Genomic DNA, 16,373 nt, shown 5'->3' with positions numbered 1-16,373 from the left:
TATGATGTAAAAAGTAAGTTGAAAATTTAAAAAATTAAAAGGTTGATGTCATGATAAGTAAGGTCGAATTTGTCGCAAATCACCTTTTTGGTATGTCTGCCTTTATACATGTAGAGTGATTGTTTCATTTCGTTTCTTTTCAAAAGCATATTCTCGAAACCACCTTCTTCGTCATAATTCAGGAGGTAACTAAGGAAGAAATTAGAAATAGCTTTCGTAGTGGTTCTAGGCATTCTAGATGATAAATTAGGTAATCCACAGTGAAGAATATCGTGTTTCTTAATCACTGGGTTTTCGTGAGTGGTTACTTCTGAAGTTTCTATACAGCCACCGTAATCTATTGTAAGGTCTATAATTACAGAGCCTTTTTTCATGGCTTTTACCATGTCTTCTGTTACTACATAAGGCATATTGAGTCTAGGTAATGCGCCAATCACTACATCAGCTCTTCTTAGTGCTTTTTTTAATTCTTTTGGGTCTATGATTGAAGTAGGAACTCTACTGTCTATAAGCGTATGTAATCTTCTTAATTTAGATAAAGAATTATCAAAAACTCTTACACTTGCTCCTAGACCTATGGCAGCTTTGGTAGCGAATTCTCCTACAATTCCAGCTCCTAATACTACTACTTCTGTAGGGCGAACTCCAGTAATTCCACCGAGCATTAAACCATTTGATTTCGCCAATAATTCTGAAGCGTACAAAATAGAAATTCCACCTGCTATTTCACCAATCAATCTGATAAGTGACAACTGGCGATATTCATCCATAATGAATTCAAAAGCGATGGCGTTTACCTTTTTTTCTGCTAATTTTTTAAAATAATCTTTGTCTCTTAAGTTGATTTGAAGTGCAGAAACCAAATAAGCATTTGGTTTTAAAAATTCCATTTCTTCTTCCGTTGGCGGATTGATTTTAAGAACTAAATCTTGTCCGTACACTTCAGCTTTGCTGGTTGTAATCTGAGCTCCAGCTTCAGAAAATTGTAAATCGGTGAAAAAAGAACCTTCACCAGCGCCAGTTTCTAAAATTATATCATGACCATGTTCTACCAAAACTTGTACTGCATCTGGAGTAACACACAGTCTCTTTTCGTGTAAACAGGTTTCTTTTGGGATACCAATGCTAAATTTTTTCCCTTTTTTGAGAACTTCTAATTTTTCCTCTTTAGGAATGAGTTGTTCTTCTGTAAAAGGTGTAAATATGGTAGAACTCATTGTTTTAAATTTTAATCTACAAAGATAGCGAAAAATGGGATAGGTAAAACCTTAGAAATCATGGATTCTTTCTAAGGAAAATTTTAGTTGAAAACAATTTCTCTATAATCTCCGTGATTGGTAATTATCATTTCGTGGTGAGGTAAATCTGCCAATTCTTCTTCGTAGATTTCTGGCCATTCTATAATGCAGAGAAAAGCATTGTCTAGATATTCTTCAATGCCGAAATCATAGGCTTCTTCTATTTTTTTGAGTCGATAAAGGTCAAAATGAAAAACTTTTCCTTTTGGTGAATGATATTCGTTTACAATAGCATAAGTGGGCGAAGAAACTTCGTCTGTGCTTCCTAAATTTTTCATCAAGAATTGAGAAAATGTGGTTTTGCCCGCACCTAAGTTTCCTTTGAGCAAAAGAATATTGTGTTTCAACTGGGGTAGGATTTGGTCTACAACTTGTTGCCAGTCTTCAATTTTTTCTATGTGGAATGTTTGATACATGTTTTTTGAAAATTTTTTCAAAAATACGGAATGTGTAGAAAATTATTTGAATTAAGGATTGTTGTTTTTAATAAAAAAGAAAAATCTCTCGATTTTGAGAGATTTTAGTTTATTAATTTTTCTTATTGGTTTTGAAATTATATTTAAGACCTAATGAAAAACTTTTGGAATCATATTGAGATACTACATTAAAATAATATTTAGAATAAACTTCAAAATTGTTGAATGTTATTCCTGATTCAAAGAAAGTGTTTTGAAAACTGGTAAAACTAGTGTCTTTAGTTTCTTTGTTGTTATAATTTAAGTAAGAAAATTGAGAATATCTAAAATTGAAAATACTATATCCTACATAAAACTGAACAAATTTTGATTTTAATGGATACACTTTTACTAAAAATGGAAATTCTAAAGAGTAATTAGTTTTGTTTGTGTCCTCTTTTGAATTTTGATAGTGTCTATAATATGGAGAAAACCCTAATGTGAAAGTGTAGTTGTAGAAAGGTAAGAATTTTTCCCATTCATATCCTATTTCATAGGCTTTCGCATTGTTTTCATCACTCAAAAATGAATATGAAGCCGTGATTTTATTTTTTTGAAAACTTTTGTTTTTAGATTTTAATACATTCACAAAGTTGTTATTTTTCCCTTCACAATTATTAGTCTTTTTAAAGAAGTTTTCAAGGGAAGAAACGGTGTATTTAACGAAATTTAAGTTAACATTTGCACAGTTTATTTTTTGTAATTCATTAAGATAAAGTTTCTCTTCGGCCGCTAAGTTATTTATTTCGTCTGTGTAATATTTCTTGTAGAGAAGGGGCTTAATTGGTTGATCTCCTTCTGAATAATAAAACATTTCTGTTTTATCATCTTCATATTTATAAAGAGTGTACTTTCCTTCCGTTAATACTTCTATGAATTTAATTTCCGTAATAAGGTTGAATTTTTTAAAAGTATCTAATTGGTCTAAATTATTAGAATGATAAGAAATTTGAATTTCCTTTTTTATAAATTTTGCATATTCTGGAATAACTATGCTATCTATATCATTTGTATAAATTTTAATCAGTTTTCCATCTTTTGATTCCTTAAAATTAAAAGATTGAGGAGTGTAAAGAGGAGTGTTATATTCTATTAGTCCAGAAATTGTTTTACCATTGGTGTAGGTGATTTTTCCAGGCTTGAATGATTGACCAAAAATAGATAGCGGTAATAAAATAAATAAAGTAAATAAAATTGTTCTCATGATTAGTTTTTTTCGAGGGCAAATATAAATAAAAAGCGGAAAAAATCAATTGATTTTTTCCGCTCCATGCCTAAGTATAAATAAACTATGAAAAACTACTTAGGTTCTAAAATACTGATAGGTATAATGATTTCTTCTAGTGAAATTCCGCCATGTTGATAGGTGTCTTTGTAGTAATTGACAAAGTGGTTGTAATTTTTTGGGTACGCTAAAAAGATGTTGTTTTTCGCGAAAATATATTTACTGCTGAGATTTCCTTTGGGTAAAAATAATTTCTCTGGATTAGTAATTGCCCAAACATCTTTTTCGTCATAAGTGAGAGATTTTCCTGTTTTATAACGGATATTGGTGCTGGTTTCTCTATCGCCAACTACCTGAGAAGGTTTTTTTACATAAACCATTCCGTGGTCTGTGGTAATTACGAGTTTGAAACCTTGTTCCGCTGCGAGTTTAATAATTTTTAAGATAGAAGAATTTTCAAACCAATTTACAGTGAGACTTCTGAAGGTTTTATCATCTCTAATTAATTGGTCTACAATATGATTGTCTGTTTTAGCATGCGAAAGAATATCGATAAAATTATAGACAATCACCAATAAATCATTGTTTTTATGTTGGTTAAAATCATCTAAAATCTTGCGTTCAAAATCTGCATTCAGAACTTTCAAATATTTCATGGACTTGTTTTGTAGTCCAATTCTTTTCATTTGGTCTTCTAAAAATTCGCGTTCGTGCTCATTTTTATTGCCTTCTTCATTATCATTAAACCATTTGTCTGGAAAACGCTTTTCAATTTCCGAAGGCATTAAACCTGCGAAAAATGAATTTCTGGCGTATTGAGTTGCAGTAGGTAAAATGCTGAAATATTCGTCTTCTGAAACCTTGTTGTAAAACCTTGCGAAAAGCGGTTCTATCACTTTCCATTGGTCATATCTCAAATTATCAACCATCAGAAGTAAAATTTTGTCTTTTTCTAAAATGGGTTTTACTTTTTCCTTAAAAGCGGTGTGAGACATAATCGGTTTTTCGTTGCTGTGAAGCCATTCTTCGTAATTTTTTTCTATAAATTTAGAAAACTGAATGTTGGCTTCTTCTTTTTGAGATTGTAATAAATCTGCAAACTCATTGTCAAAAACTTTATCGAATTTGATTTCCCAATTCAATATTTTCTTATAATATTCTGCCCATTCTTGATAAGTGTTTACATAGCTGAGTTCCATCGAAAGATTACGAAAACCTTGCTGGTACTCTAATTTGGTTTTTTGTTCTACCAAATCGTCTTCTTGAAGATTTTTCTTCAGCGAAAGCAAAACCTGATTAGGATTTACCGGTTTTAGAATATAATCAGAAATCTGAGAACCGATGGCTTGTTCCATGATGTGTTCTTCTTCGTTTTTGGTCACCATCACTATTTTTATAGAAGAATCTATATTTTTGAGCATAGGAATGGCTTCCAGACCAGAAATTCCGGGCATGTTTTCGTCTAAAAGCGCCAATTGAAATTTTTCGTTTTCTATCAATTCTAGTGCTTCGTTCACGTTATTTACAGGAGTTACGGTATAGCCTTTGTTTTCTAGAAAAACGATATGAGGTTTGAGTAAATCTACTTCATCATCAATCCATATTATTTTTGACATAAATTATTTTTTAGGTTAAGGTAAAGATAGAGGTTGTAACTTCTAGCTTTAAAATTATCTCTCCCAAAAATACGCCAAAACTGTCTTAAATATTGTATAAAATAATTTGAAAATGGTTAAAAATCTGTTAAACTAAATTTCCGTAAATTTGAAAAATCATTTATCAATTATCATTTATCTATTCAAATGAGCACCAATAAACTCAAAATTATCAATGACCCAGTTCATGGTTTTATAAAAATTCCTTACGAAATTTTGTATGATGTGTTAGAGCATCGTTATTTTCAGAGATTGCGCAGAATTTCTCAGACAGGATTGTTGAGTTTGGTTTTTCCGGGAGCGACTCATACCAGATTTCATCATGCTTTAGGCGCAATGCACTTGATGTTTACAGCGCTTGAAACATTGAAACTGAAAGGTGTAAAAATTTCAGACGAAGAAGAAAAAGCGGCGCTTCTAGCCATTTTATTACACGATGTAGGTCATGGTCCGTATTCTCATGCTTTAGAAAGTCTCTTGATGGAAGATTGGCATCACGAGAAACTCTCGATTTTATTGATGAAAAAATTGAATGATGAGTTTAATGGAGAGTTAGGCTTGGCGCTGGAAATGTTCCAAGGAAAATACCATCGAAAATTCTTTAACCAATTGATTACTTCACAGTTAGATGTCGATAGGTTAGATTATTTGAAGCGTGACAGTTTCTTTACGGGAGTTTCAGAAGGAAGTGTGAATACGCAGAGAATTATTTCGATGATGAATGTAAAAGATGATGAACTTCTGATTGATGAAAAAGGTGTTTATTCTATTGAAAATTTCCTTACGGCAAGAATGTTTATGTATTGGCAAGTCTATTATCATAAAACTTCGGCTTTGGCGGAACATCTATTAGTTAAAATTTTGAGCAGAGCAAAACAGCTTATTTCCGAAGGAAAACCAGTGGAAGCTTACGGAAATTTGAAATATTTCTTGTACAAAACTGATTTCGAAAAAGCGACAGAAGAAGATGTGAATCGTTTTACACAATTGGATGATACGGATGTGCTGAGCGCTATAAAAACTTGGCAAAATGCTGATGATTTCGTGTTGAGTTATTTTTGTAAAGCGGTGGTTCAGAGAAAATTCCCAAAAACTGTTTTTTCTTCTCAAAAATTTGAAGAATCAGAAATTTTAGAAAAAATAGAAAGAGCTAATCAGAAATTTGGCATCGAAAATGGGGATCAATTGGTGGAACAAATCAGCAGAACTTTGCTGCCTTATGATAACCAAAAACAACCGATTTTTTTGCTAAAAAGAGACGGAAGAAAGATAAAGTTGGAAGACGCAGAAACTCAAATTCTATCGGCGCATATCAATCAGCCAACCACCAAAAACATTCTGTTTTTCCCGAGAGAAATTTAAGTTTTCAAAATACTAAAAATTGTATGAGTGTAATAAGATTTTCGTATCTTTGCACGATATGGAATTTACTGCAGCTCAAATTGCAAGTTTTATCAATGGAAGAATCTTGGGAGACGAAAATGCCTCAATTACAGGTGTTTCGCCCATAGAGAATGCGCAAAATGGTCAACTCTCTTTTGTTTCTCAAGAAAAATTTGCAGAATTTATTTCACTTTCAGAAGCCTCTGTTATTATTGTTTCTGAAAAATTTGTTAAAGAAGAAAACTATAAACCTACGCTCATTATAGTAGAAGACGCTTATTTGGCTTTTCAGGTTTTAATGAATCTCTATCAACAGATGAGAGAAGAAAAAAAATCAGGAATTGAACAGCCTTCTACCATTGCAGACAGCGCTACCATAGGCGAGAATGTCTACATCGGAGCACATTCTTATATCTCAGATAAATCAAAAATCGGTAACGGAACACAGATTTTCCCTCAAGTTTACATCGGAAAAAATGTAAAAATTGGCGAAAACTCTATTATTTACAGCGGTGCTAGGATTTATGATTACTGTGTGGTTGGTGATAATTGCATTATTCATTCTAATACAGTGGTAGGAAGTGACGGTTTCGGTTTTCAGCCTACGAAAGATGGCTATCAAAAAATTCCACAATTAGGGAATGTAGTCATAGAAAATAATGTAGAAATAGGTTCTAATTGTAGTATAGACAGAGGAACTATTGGTTCTACTGTTATTGGCGAAGGAACTAAAATAGATAATCTGATTCAGATTGCTCATAACGTGAAAATTGGTAAAAATAACGTTATCGCAGCACAAGCTGGTATTGCTGGTTCTACCGTTATTGGAGATTGGAATATGATTGGCGGCCAAACTGGTGTAGCCGGTCATCTCAAAATAGGTAACCAGATTAGAGTACAAGCTCAGAGCGGAATAAATAGAGATGTACAAGACGGCGAAACACTCTTCGGAACACCTGCTTTCAACGCTGGTGATTACAGAAGAAGCTATGTGCTTTTCAGAAAATTCCCTGAAATTGTTGAACGAATAAATAATCTAGAAAAAAACTCAAAAGAAAATACTAATGAGTGAAAAACAGAAGACTTTAGGTAAAGAAGTATCACTTTCTGGGATTGGACTTCATACAGGAAGACAAGTAAACCTTACTATGAAACCTGCTAAAGAAAATACAGGTTTTGTATTTGTAAGAACAGATTTAGAAGGTAATCCTCAAGTAGAAGCAGATGTAAATTATGTAACGACTACAGAAAGAGGTACTACGTTAGAAAAATTAGGTGTTAAAATCCATACTTGTGAGCATTTACTAGCTGCTCTAGTAGGAATGGATATTGATAATGCTATCTTAGAAATGAACAGTGCAGAACCACCAATTATGGATGGTTCTTCTAAATTTTTCGTAGAAGCAATAGAAGAAGCTGGAGTGATAGAACAAGAGCAAAACAGAGAATATCTAGTCATCAAAGAAGTGATGAATTATGTAGACCCTAATACAGGTTCAGAAATTACCATCATTCCTTCTGAAAATTACGAAATTACTACAATGGTAGATTTCGGGACTAAAATTTTAGGAACTCAGAATGCTTCTCTTAAAAATATTACAGATTTCAAAAAAGAAATTTCTTCGGCGAGAACTTTCAGTTTCTTGCACGAATTAGAAATGCTTTTAGATAGTGGTCTTATTAAAGGTGGTGATATTTCTAACGCCATCGTTTATGTAGACAAAGAATTAACTCCAGAAACTGCAGAAAAGCTTAAAAAAGCTTTCGGAAAAGAGGAAGTAACTATAAGACCAAATGGTATTTTAGATAACCTTACCCTTAATTATCCTAATGAAGCTGCACGTCATAAATTGCTAGATGTAATCGGTGATTTAGCTTTAACAGGTGTAAAAATTAAAGGAAAAGTAATTGCTACTAAACCTGGGCATTTCGTGAATACACAATTTGCGAAAAAACTAAACAGACAGTGGAAATTACAAAAAAAGAAAAACGTGCCAGATTTTGATTTAAAAGCAGAACCTGTTTTTGATATTAATGGGATTATGCGACTTTTACCACATAGACCACCTTTTTTGTTGATTGATAAGATTTTAGAGTTATCAGATTCTCATGTAGTAGGTCTTAAAAATGTTTCGATGAATGAACCTTTCTTTGTAGGTCATTTCCCTAAAGAACCAGTGATGCCTGGTGTTTTACAAATTGAAGCTATGGCTCAAGCTGGGGGTATTTTAGTATTGGCAAATGTTCCAGACCCAGAAAATTATTCCACTTATTTTGTGAAAATAGATAAGGTAAAGTTCAAGAAAAAAGTAATTCCAGGAGACACTCTTATCTTTAAAATAGAACTAATAGAACCTATAAGAAGAGGCATTGTTCATATGCAAGGTTACGGCTACGTAGGAGACAGCGTAGTAGTAGAAGCAGAATTGATGGCTCAAGTTGCTAAAACTAAATTAGACTCATGATTCATCAATTAGCCGCTGTAGACAGACGTGCCAAAATTGGCAAAGATGTTACCATAGAACCTTTTACCACCATTGCTGCAGATGTAGAAATAGGAGAAGGAACTTGGATTGGACCGAATGTTACCATTATGGATGGTGCAAGAATTGGTAAAAATTGTAGAATTTTTCCAGGTACGGTAATTTCTGCGATTCCTCAAGATTTAAAATTTGATGGGGAACAAACATTGACCATTATTGGAGACAATACTACCATCAGAGAATGTGTAACCGTCAACAGAGGAACTAAAGCATTAGGCTATACCAAAGTAGGGAATGATTGCCTTATTATGGCTACTTCTCACATTGCTCACGACTGTGTTTTAGGAAATCATGTAATCATTGTAAACGGTTGCGGAATTGCAGGACACGTAGAAATAGGAGATTTCACCGTAATGGGAGGGCTTTCTGCGGTGCATCAGTTTGGTAAAATCGGTAAACATGTGATGATTTCTGGAGGAACACTCGTAAGAAAAGATATTCCACCTTATGTAAAAGTGGCTAGAGAACCTATGTCTTATGCAGGAATTAATTCTGTAGGATTAAGAAGAAGAGGTTTCAGTAATGATAGAATTTTCGAAATTCAAAAAATCTACAAATATCTTTTTCAATCTAAAATGAATGTTTCTCAGGCTACAAGATTCATCGAAAACGAAATGCCACCTACGGAAGAAAGAGACGAGATTTTAGAATTTATCAAAAATTCACCTCGTGGAATTGTAAAAGGTTACGGAACAGGAAAAGAATAAAAACATATTTTAAATAATAAATATTAATGGCAACAAGTAATGATATTAAAAAAGGTCTTTGTATAGAATTCAGCAATGACATTTATAAAGTAATCGAATTTTTACACGTAAAACCAGGAAAAGGTCCTGCTTTCGTAAGAACTAAACTTAAATCTGTAACCAATGGGAAAGTAATTGATAATACTTTTTCTGCAGGTCATAAAATAGACGAAGTAAAAGTAATTACTCGTAAATTTCAATACTTATATGATGACGAAAATGGTTTCCATTTCATGAATAACGAAGATTTTTCTCAAATGTATTTGAACAAAGAAATGATTGAAAACGCTCAATTCATGAAAGCTGGTGAAGAAGTAACCATCATCATGAAAGAAGCAGATGAAACGCCACTTTCTGCTGAAATCCCACCAACTGTTTACTTAGAAGTAGTAGAAGCAGATCCAGGTGTAAAAGGAAACACAGCTACAAACGCACTAAAAAACGCAGTTGTAGAAACAGGTGCTAGAGTTTTAGTTCCACTTTTCATAGAAGCTGGTGATAAAATTAAAGTAAACACAGAAGACGGTTCTTACCTAGAAAGAGTAAAATAAATTAGATGGATGTCGGAAGCTGGATGTTTGATGTTATTCTTCCAGCATCCATCATCCTACATCCTACAAAAATATGACTTTCAAATCTCCACAGACTCTTAAAACCATAGCCGAACTCATCGGTGCGAAATATGTAGGTGACGAAAATTTTCAAATTTTTGGAACCAATGAAATTCATCGCGTAAAAAAAGGAGAAATTGTCTTTGTCAATCATCCTAAATATTATGACAAAGCGCTTCATTCCAAAGCCACCATTATTTTGATAGACAAAGAAGTAGCTTGTCCAGAAGGAAAAGCACTTTTGGTTTCTAATGATCCCTTCAGAGACTTTAATATAATCAACGACCACTTTACCGGCATTCAAACTTTTGAAACCACAGGAAACAATGTTTCCATTGGTGAAAATTGTAAAATTCATCCTTCTGTAATTATCGGGAATGATGTCAAGATAGGGGATAATTGTATGATTTTCCCAAATGTCGTTATTGGTGACAGAACTGTCATTGGCAATAATTGTATTATTCAGGCAGGAACAGTTTTAGGCGGCGATGCTTTCTATTACAACAAAAATGCTGAAGGTTATAGAAAAATGCTTTCCGTAGGAAATGTGATTTTAGAAGATGAAGTAGAAATTGGGGCAAATTGCTGTATAGACCGTGGTGTAACGGATTCTACCATTATTAAAAAAGGCTCTAAGCTCGATAATTTAATCCAAATAGGTCACGATACTGTACTTGGCGAAAGAACTTTAGTAGCTTCTGGAGCTATGATTGCAGGTTGTTGCATCATAGAAGATGATGTACAAGTTTGGGGGCAAGTAGGTATGGCTTCCGGCAAAAGAGTAGGAAAAGGAGCGGTACTTCTAGGTAAAACTGGAGTGAACAGAGATTTAGAAGGAGGCAAAACTTATTTCGGTAGCTTAGCCGAAGAATTTAGAGAATATCTAAAAAAAGAGGTTAAATTAAAAAATTTATAAGTCTTTACTTTGTGTGAAATCATAAAAATAGTATTTTTACAAAAATTAAAAAATAAATCATGTCAGTATTAGTAAATAAAGATTCAAAGGTAATCGTACAAGGATTTACAGGAAACGAAGGAACTTTCCACGCAACTCAAATGATTGAATACGGAACCAACGTAGTTGGTGGTGTAACCCCAGGAAAAGGAGGAACAGAACATCTTGGTAAGCCAGTTTTTAATACCGTTGCAGACGCAGTTGCTAAAGCAGGAGCTAATGTTTCTATTATTTTTGTACCACCTGCATTTGCTGCAGATGCTGTAATGGAAGCTGCAGAAGCTGGAATTAAAGTAATCGTTTGTATTACAGAAGGCATTCCAGTAGCTGATATGGTAAAAGTAAAAGAATATATTAAAGACAAAGGTGCTAGATTAATCGGTCCTAACTGCCCAGGAATCATTACTTCAGACGAAGCTAAAATCGGTATTATGCCAGGTTTCGTTTTCAAAAAAGGTAGAGTAGGTATTGTTTCTAAATCTGGTACATTAACTTACGAAGCTGCAGACCAAGTAGTAAGAGCAGGTTTCGGGGTTTCTACAGCAATTGGTATTGGTGGTGACCCAATCATCGGAACTACTACCAAAGAAGCTTTAGAATTGTTTATCAATGACCCAGAAACTGATGCAGTAGTAATGATTGGCGAAATTGGTGGTTCTCTAGAAGCTGAAGCTGCAAGATGGTATAGAGATTCTGGTTCTAAAAAACCAGTAGTAGGTTTCATCGCTGGTCAAACGGCTCCTAAAGGCAGAACTATGGGTCACGCAGGTGCAATCGTAGGTGGTGCAGAAGATACAGCTCAAGCGAAAATGCAAATCATGGAAGAATGCGGAATCAACGTAGTAGCTTCTCCAGCTGATATCGGTAAAACTATTGCTAAAGTATTAGGATAATTATTATCTTTGATATTACAAATATTAAAACTTCATAATAACTTTTATTATGAAGTTTTTATTTAAATAAAAACACAATGAAAACAAATGCAAATCTTTGGCTTCAGAAATTATTTATTATTTCTGCAGGCTTTATTTTTACTCCTATTTTCTCGCAGATAGATTTTTCTTCTACCAGATTTGGTATTCTTGCGGGTCCTACTTATTCTAGAGTTCAAAATGCACATAATCCTTCTTCTGAAAGGTTTTCTTTTTATGGTGGTGCATTAGCTTTAATTCCGATTGGTGGTGATGATATGTTTTATTTACAGCCACAAGTAGAATATTTAAGTGCTGGTGAAAAGGGTGCTGGAGAAACGGTTTACGCTAATAATTATTTGAGTGTTCCTGTTTATTTTAAAGCCTATTTCTCTGAAGCAGAGTCAGAATTTTTTGGGCAATTAGGGCCTAGATTTGGTTTTTTATTGAGTCAAAAAGTAGAGAATCCTTCTAAACCTATCTACAGCGTAGAACAATACGGAAAATCTGCAACTTTTGATTTGGCAATTTCAGCAGGATTGGGATTTAGCTACAAAAGAAAATTAGAAATCGTAGGAAGATTTGATTTTGGGGTAAGCAATAGTTTGCCTGATTTAACTGGGAAAGAGCCTCAAGATGGCACGACCAATTCTACGAAAAGACAACACGTTTTAAGTGCAGGAATTACCTATATTTTTGATTAATAATAAAAGATTTAGAATATTAAAAAAAACTCAGAAACTTTTCTTGAGTTTTTTTTATCTTAATACTACAAAAATCAATGCTAAAATCGCTGGTAATGCTTGCACAAAAAATATTTTTCTAGAAGCAGAAAGTGCACCATAAATTCCTGCAACTACTACACAACCCAAAAAGAACAGTTGAATATTTTTCTGCCATTCTGCATTTTCTATAAAAAAGCTCCAAATTAAACCTGATGCCAAAAAACCATTATACAAACCTTGATTGGCGGCTAATTTTTTGGTGGGTTTAAAGAGTTCATTTGGCAAAGAACCTTTGAAGGTTTTCTTCCCTAAAGTTTCCCAAGCAAACATCTCCATATATAAAATGTAAAGATGTTCTAGGGCTACTAATGCTACTAAAATATTGGAGAGTGCTTGCATGAATTGAAATTTTATTTAGCCAAGTTAACAAAAAAATCGTCACATCATTGCAACGATTTTATAATTTATAACTCATAACTGAGTTTAACTTGTTCTAATCCATTTCCAGAGTTCTTTAAACGTAGCTTTGTTACCGTACATTAAGATTCCTACTCTGTAAATTTTGGCTGCCAAATATACCATTCCTAGCGTAGAAATCACCAATAAGAAAATAGAAAGTGCAATTTGCCAAACTGGTACACCAAAAGGAATTCTCGCAATCATTGCCACTGGTGAAGTAAGCGGAATAATAGATAACCAAAACGCCATCGGTCCTTCTGGATTATTGATTAAACCAAAGCTTCCATACATTCCTAGCATCAATGGTAAAATACCAATCATGGTAAATTGTTGGGTTTCGGTTTCATTGTCTACGGCAGAACCAATCGCAGCGTACATAGAACTGTAAAAAATGTAGCCTAGTAAGAAGAAAACGATGAAGACGAAAATTATCATTCCAAAATTCATATCCAAAAGAGAATGTGAAATTTCTGTGAAAACACCCTGCAAATCTAATTTATCAAGCGGAATTTCTTCTTGCTGAGGAAGATTTCCAGAAATTTTTGAAAAACCTTGGTTAAAGAAAACAGCACCTAAAATGGTCATGGTAATCCAAATGGTAAATTGGGTTAAAGCGACCAATGTAACTCCTAAAATTTTGCCCATCATGAGCTCAAATGGTTTTACAGAGGAGATTATTATTTCTACCACTCTGTTGTTTTTTTCCTCTAAAACACTACGCATTACACGAACTCCGTAGATAATGATGAACATAAAAGTCACGTACATTAATCCCATACTCAAACCAGATTTTACACCAAAAGCAAGTGTGCTGTCTTGTTTGTTATTGTCCACTACATTTTTGGTGTTGATTTCGAAGTTTTTATCAATATTCTCGATTTGAGTTTCTGTAAGTCCCAGATTTTTTATTTTTTCTTTTTTAATTACCTCAGACATCGAAAAAGCGATGTTTTGCTTCACATCAAAACCAATATTTTTATTGACCAAAAGTTGGGTCTGTTTTTGTAAATTTTCAAAATTTTGGTCTTGCAATTTGGGGATAATGAGTAGTCCATCTACATTGTCTACCATTTCTGGAAGTGTACTCGTCAAAGCCTGTTCTGTAGATTCTGGCAGATAAATAAACTTCACATCTTTTGGTGTTTTCATGTTTTGTTGAAACACGCCACTTTTATCGATGACATTAAAAGTGTATTCAGTTTCATTCGCTTTCAGCATAAAAGCAATTAAAGCACCAAATCCTATCAATAGAATTGGGGCTAAAAGCGTTAGAATGATAAAAGATTTCTTTTTAACCTGAGTTAAAAATTCTCTTTTGGTAATGATGAATATATTTTTCATTTTTGTTTACTGTGGGATGAAATTATTGTCCGTTCATAGAAGTTACCGCAGTGATAAAAACTTCATTCATGCTCGGAATTTTTTCGTCAAAACTTCTGATTTTTCCAGCTTTCATTAAATCATTGAGCAGAAGATTCTGGTCTTCATTGTAATTTAAGTCAAAAGAAATTAAACCATGTTGGTCATGAATATTGACAAGTTTATACTGATTTTTCAGCGTTTCTAAATTTTCGGAATTTACATCAGACAAAACCACGTTAAATAGATTCTGCTTGAATTTTTCTCTTACTTCAAAGACTTTTCCGTCAAGAATTTTTCTAGATTTATTGATGAGAGCCACACTATCACAGAGTTCTTCTACACTTTCCATACGGTGAGTAGAAAGAATTATGGTGGTTCCTTGCTCTTTTAATTGAAGAATTTGGTCTTTTACTAAATTCGCATTTACAGGGTCAAATCCAGAAAATGGTTCATCGAGAATCAATAATTTGGGTTGATGCAAAACAGTCACCACAAACTGAATTTTCTGCGCCATTCCTTTAGAAAGTTCTGAGAGTTTTTTGTTCCACCAGTGGTCTATTTCTAAACGGTCAAACCAATATTTCGCTTGAGATAGCGCATCTTGCTTTTTCATTCCTTTGAGCGCTCCGAAATAGAGAATTTGGTCGCCAACCGTCATGTTTTTGTACAATCCTCTTTCTTCCGGCATATAACCGATGTCTTTAATATGATGAGGATTTAGTTTTTCTCCATTGATGAAGACTTCGCCAGAATCTGCCTGTGTAATTTGGTTAATAATTCTGATGAAAGTGGTTTTTCCAGCTCCGTTTGGACCAAGAAGTCCATAAACAGTAGATTTAGGAACGTGTATACTGAAATCTTGCAATGCAATTTTTTTTCCAGCACTATATGTTTTGGTAACGTGATTTGCTTGTAGCATTATAGTTTAAATTCTAAAGAATTAGTTGTGAAATTACGGAATTGTTACTAATTTATAGTTTATTGATATAAGTTATAAAAAATAGAATACTTCAATTATTTATAAATCTCCACTTCTATTTCTCCATCTTCTGTAATTGCACCTCTGTACATTCCTGAAGTGTTAAATGGCATGGCGATATTTCCGTTTTTATCTAAAGCGATTAAACCGCCATCACCACCCATTTTTTCGATTTCGTCAATGGTTTCTTGTGCTGCTGTTTTCACATCTTTATTCAAGTATTGAATTTTTGCTGCTATGGTTCTGGCTGCAGTAGAACGAATGAAAAATTCTCCCCATCCTGTTGCAGAAATTCCTACATTTTCATCAGCGTAAGTTCCCGCACCAATAATCGGCGCATCGCCAATTCTTCCATATTTTTTGTTGGTCATTCCGCCAGTAGAAGTTCCAGCTGCCAAATTCCCAAATTGGTCTAGAGCAACACAACCTACGGTTCCAAATTTCTGGTCAATGATGAAATAATCAGGTTTTGAATTATCTGCTTTTGGATTTTTTAATTTCTCTAAATCTTTTGCTTTTTGAAGGGATTTCCAACGGCTTTCTGTCCAGAAATATTTAGGATTTACGATTTCTAAACCTTGTGATTTAGCAAATTCTTCAGCACCATTACCAGAAAGCATCACGTGTTCTGATTTTTCCATTACCGCAATTGCAGCTTTTATAGGGTTTTTGATGGTGTGAACTCCTGCGATGGAACCTGCTTTTTTATCTTTTCCATTCATAATGGCAGCGTCTAGTTCATTTTTTCCGTCATGAGTGAAAACAGCTCCTTTTCCAGCGTTAAACAATGGAGAATCTTCCATCACAACAATGGCAGCTTCTACCGCTTCAACTGAAGTTTTACCGTTTTTAACTTCTGCATATGCTTTTCGGAGAGCTTCGGAGAGTTTTTCTAAATATTCTTTCTCTAACTCTGGAGTCATATTTTTTTTGAGAATAGTTCCTGCTCCCCCGTGAATAACGACTACGTATTTTTTTTGAGCAACTAAAAATAGGGAAAAGAACAATCCGAAGATTAGGGCTAATTTTTTCATGATAAGAGTATAATTTCGTGTGGCTCAAATTT

Annotated in this window: 16 protein-coding genes; 8 read left to right on the top strand and 8 right to left on the bottom strand. The window is 33.7% G+C overall.

What is annotated here, in order from left to right; genetic code table 11:
• Window positions 1-26: 26 nt before the first annotated feature.
• From N7277_RS10780 to porX, 4 genes are all read right to left on the bottom strand, one after another.
• Window positions 27-1,217 carry an alanine dehydrogenase gene (locus N7277_RS10780; protein ID WP_274779546.1) on the bottom strand — a complete coding sequence of 397 codons (1,191 nt, stop codon included), beginning with the start codon at window positions 1,215-1,217 and terminating at the stop codon, window positions 27-29.
• A gap of 83 nt (window positions 1,218-1,300) precedes the next feature.
• On the bottom strand, window positions 1,301-1,714 hold the full coding sequence (gene tsaE, locus N7277_RS10775) for a tRNA (adenosine(37)-N6)-threonylcarbamoyltransferase complex ATPase subunit type 1 TsaE (protein ID WP_274779545.1): 414 nt from the start codon (window positions 1,712-1,714) through the stop codon (window positions 1,301-1,303).
• 112 nt (window positions 1,715-1,826) lie between these two features.
• A complete protein-coding gene (locus N7277_RS10770) occupies window positions 1,827-2,957 on the bottom strand; it encodes a hypothetical protein (RefSeq protein WP_274779544.1) in 1,131 nt (376 codons plus the stop codon).
• A 95-nt stretch (window positions 2,958-3,052) separates the two neighbouring features.
• Entirely contained in the window at window positions 3,053-4,594 is a 1,542-nt protein-coding gene (gene porX, locus N7277_RS10765; RefSeq protein WP_274779543.1) for a T9SS response regulator signal transducer PorX, read from the bottom strand.
• A gap of 186 nt (window positions 4,595-4,780) precedes the next feature.
• Between porX and N7277_RS10760 the strand changes: the two genes are divergently transcribed.
• The 8 genes from N7277_RS10760 to N7277_RS10725 all read left to right on the top strand — a co-directional run bounded on the left by N7277_RS10760 (window position 4,781) and on the right by N7277_RS10725 (window position 12,486).
• Window positions 4,781-5,995, top strand: a complete 1,215-nt coding sequence (locus tag N7277_RS10760; protein ID WP_274779542.1) for an HD domain-containing protein — start codon at window positions 4,781-4,783, stop codon at window positions 5,993-5,995.
• Between the two features lie 58 nt (window positions 5,996-6,053).
• Window positions 6,054-7,088, top strand: coding sequence for a UDP-3-O-(3-hydroxymyristoyl)glucosamine N-acyltransferase (gene lpxD, locus N7277_RS10755; protein ID WP_274779541.1), 1,035 nt, complete (start codon window positions 6,054-6,056; stop codon window positions 7,086-7,088).
• Window positions 7,081-8,481, top strand: coding sequence for a bifunctional UDP-3-O-[3-hydroxymyristoyl] N-acetylglucosamine deacetylase/3-hydroxyacyl-ACP dehydratase (locus N7277_RS10750; RefSeq protein ID WP_274779540.1), 1,401 nt, complete (start codon window positions 7,081-7,083; stop codon window positions 8,479-8,481). The genes lpxD and N7277_RS10750 overlap by 8 nt, the downstream gene beginning before the upstream one ends.
• A complete protein-coding gene (gene lpxA / locus N7277_RS10745; RefSeq protein ID WP_069798086.1) occupies window positions 8,478-9,266 on the top strand; it encodes an acyl-ACP--UDP-N-acetylglucosamine O-acyltransferase in 789 nt (262 codons plus the stop codon). Before N7277_RS10750 ends, lpxA begins: the two co-directional genes overlap by 4 nt.
• A gap of 26 nt (window positions 9,267-9,292) precedes the next feature.
• Complete coding sequence (gene efp / locus N7277_RS10740) at window positions 9,293-9,856, top strand: elongation factor P (RefSeq protein WP_274779539.1); 564 nt, start codon at window positions 9,293-9,295, stop codon at window positions 9,854-9,856.
• A 73-nt stretch (window positions 9,857-9,929) separates the two neighbouring features.
• Window positions 9,930-10,832: a UDP-3-O-(3-hydroxymyristoyl)glucosamine N-acyltransferase gene (locus N7277_RS10735; protein ID WP_274779538.1), complete on the top strand. Its 903-nt coding sequence runs from the start codon at window positions 9,930-9,932 to the stop codon at window positions 10,830-10,832.
• A gap of 59 nt (window positions 10,833-10,891) precedes the next feature.
• Window positions 10,892-11,764 carry a succinate--CoA ligase subunit alpha gene (gene sucD, locus N7277_RS10730; RefSeq protein WP_069798080.1) on the top strand — a complete coding sequence of 291 codons (873 nt, stop codon included), beginning with the start codon at window positions 10,892-10,894 and terminating at the stop codon, window positions 11,762-11,764.
• 77 nt (window positions 11,765-11,841) lie between these two features.
• Entirely contained in the window at window positions 11,842-12,486 is a 645-nt protein-coding gene (locus tag N7277_RS10725; protein WP_274779537.1) for a porin family protein, read from the top strand.
• A 54-nt stretch (window positions 12,487-12,540) separates the two neighbouring features.
• Here N7277_RS10725 and N7277_RS10720 read toward each other — a convergent pair whose 3' ends face one another.
• The 4 genes from N7277_RS10720 to N7277_RS10705 form a co-directional block, all read right to left on the bottom strand.
• Window positions 12,541-12,906 (bottom strand): DUF1304 domain-containing protein, encoded by a 366-nt coding sequence (locus N7277_RS10720; RefSeq protein ID WP_274779536.1) that lies wholly within the window; start codon window positions 12,904-12,906, stop codon window positions 12,541-12,543.
• 84 nt (window positions 12,907-12,990) lie between these two features.
• Window positions 12,991-14,307: an ABC transporter permease gene (locus N7277_RS10715; protein ID WP_274779535.1), complete on the bottom strand. Its 1,317-nt coding sequence runs from the start codon at window positions 14,305-14,307 to the stop codon at window positions 12,991-12,993.
• 22 nt (window positions 14,308-14,329) lie between these two features.
• Window positions 14,330-15,247, bottom strand: coding sequence for an ABC transporter ATP-binding protein (locus tag N7277_RS10710; RefSeq protein ID WP_274779534.1), 918 nt, complete (start codon window positions 15,245-15,247; stop codon window positions 14,330-14,332).
• 95 nt (window positions 15,248-15,342) lie between these two features.
• Window positions 15,343-16,341, bottom strand: a complete 999-nt coding sequence (locus tag N7277_RS10705; protein ID WP_274779533.1) for an isoaspartyl peptidase/L-asparaginase family protein — start codon at window positions 16,339-16,341, stop codon at window positions 15,343-15,345.
• Window positions 16,342-16,373: the final 32 nt, after the last annotated feature.

Origin of the sequence: Cloacibacterium sp. TD35 (assembly GCF_028864635.1) — a bacterium.
Lineage (GTDB): Bacteria > Bacteroidota > Bacteroidia > Flavobacteriales > Weeksellaceae > Cloacibacterium.
The sequence above is the reverse complement of the archived record's forward strand: the minus strand, read 5'-3'. Positions and strand labels throughout refer to the sequence as shown.

Coding starts and splice junctions, on each gene's coding strand:
- N7277_RS10780 (WP_274779546.1), bottom strand. CDS start 1,217: ATGAGTTCTACCATATTTACACCTTTTACAGAAGAACAACTCATTCCT.
- tsaE (WP_274779545.1), bottom strand. CDS start 1,714: ATGTATCAAACATTCCACATAGAAAAAATTGAAGACTGGCAACAAGTT.
- N7277_RS10770 (WP_274779544.1), bottom strand. CDS start 2,957: ATGAGAACAATTTTATTTACTTTATTTATTTTATTACCGCTATCTATT.
- porX (WP_274779543.1), bottom strand. CDS start 4,594: ATGTCAAAAATAATATGGATTGATGATGAAGTAGATTTACTCAAACCT.
- N7277_RS10760 (WP_274779542.1), top strand. CDS start 4,781: ATGAGCACCAATAAACTCAAAATTATCAATGACCCAGTTCATGGTTTT.
- lpxD (WP_274779541.1), top strand. CDS start 6,054: ATGGAATTTACTGCAGCTCAAATTGCAAGTTTTATCAATGGAAGAATC.
- N7277_RS10750 (WP_274779540.1), top strand. CDS start 7,081: ATGAGTGAAAAACAGAAGACTTTAGGTAAAGAAGTATCACTTTCTGGG.
- lpxA (WP_069798086.1), top strand. CDS start 8,478: ATGATTCATCAATTAGCCGCTGTAGACAGACGTGCCAAAATTGGCAAA.
- efp (WP_274779539.1), top strand. CDS start 9,293: ATGGCAACAAGTAATGATATTAAAAAAGGTCTTTGTATAGAATTCAGC.
- N7277_RS10735 (WP_274779538.1), top strand. CDS start 9,930: ATGACTTTCAAATCTCCACAGACTCTTAAAACCATAGCCGAACTCATC.
- sucD (WP_069798080.1), top strand. CDS start 10,892: ATGTCAGTATTAGTAAATAAAGATTCAAAGGTAATCGTACAAGGATTT.
- N7277_RS10725 (WP_274779537.1), top strand. CDS start 11,842: ATGAAAACAAATGCAAATCTTTGGCTTCAGAAATTATTTATTATTTCT.
- N7277_RS10720 (WP_274779536.1), bottom strand. CDS start 12,906: ATGCAAGCACTCTCCAATATTTTAGTAGCATTAGTAGCCCTAGAACAT.
- N7277_RS10715 (WP_274779535.1), bottom strand. CDS start 14,307: ATGAAAAATATATTCATCATTACCAAAAGAGAATTTTTAACTCAGGTT.
- N7277_RS10710 (WP_274779534.1), bottom strand. CDS start 15,247: ATGCTACAAGCAAATCACGTTACCAAAACATATAGTGCTGGAAAAAAA.
- N7277_RS10705 (WP_274779533.1), bottom strand. CDS start 16,341: ATGAAAAAATTAGCCCTAATCTTCGGATTGTTCTTTTCCCTATTTTTA.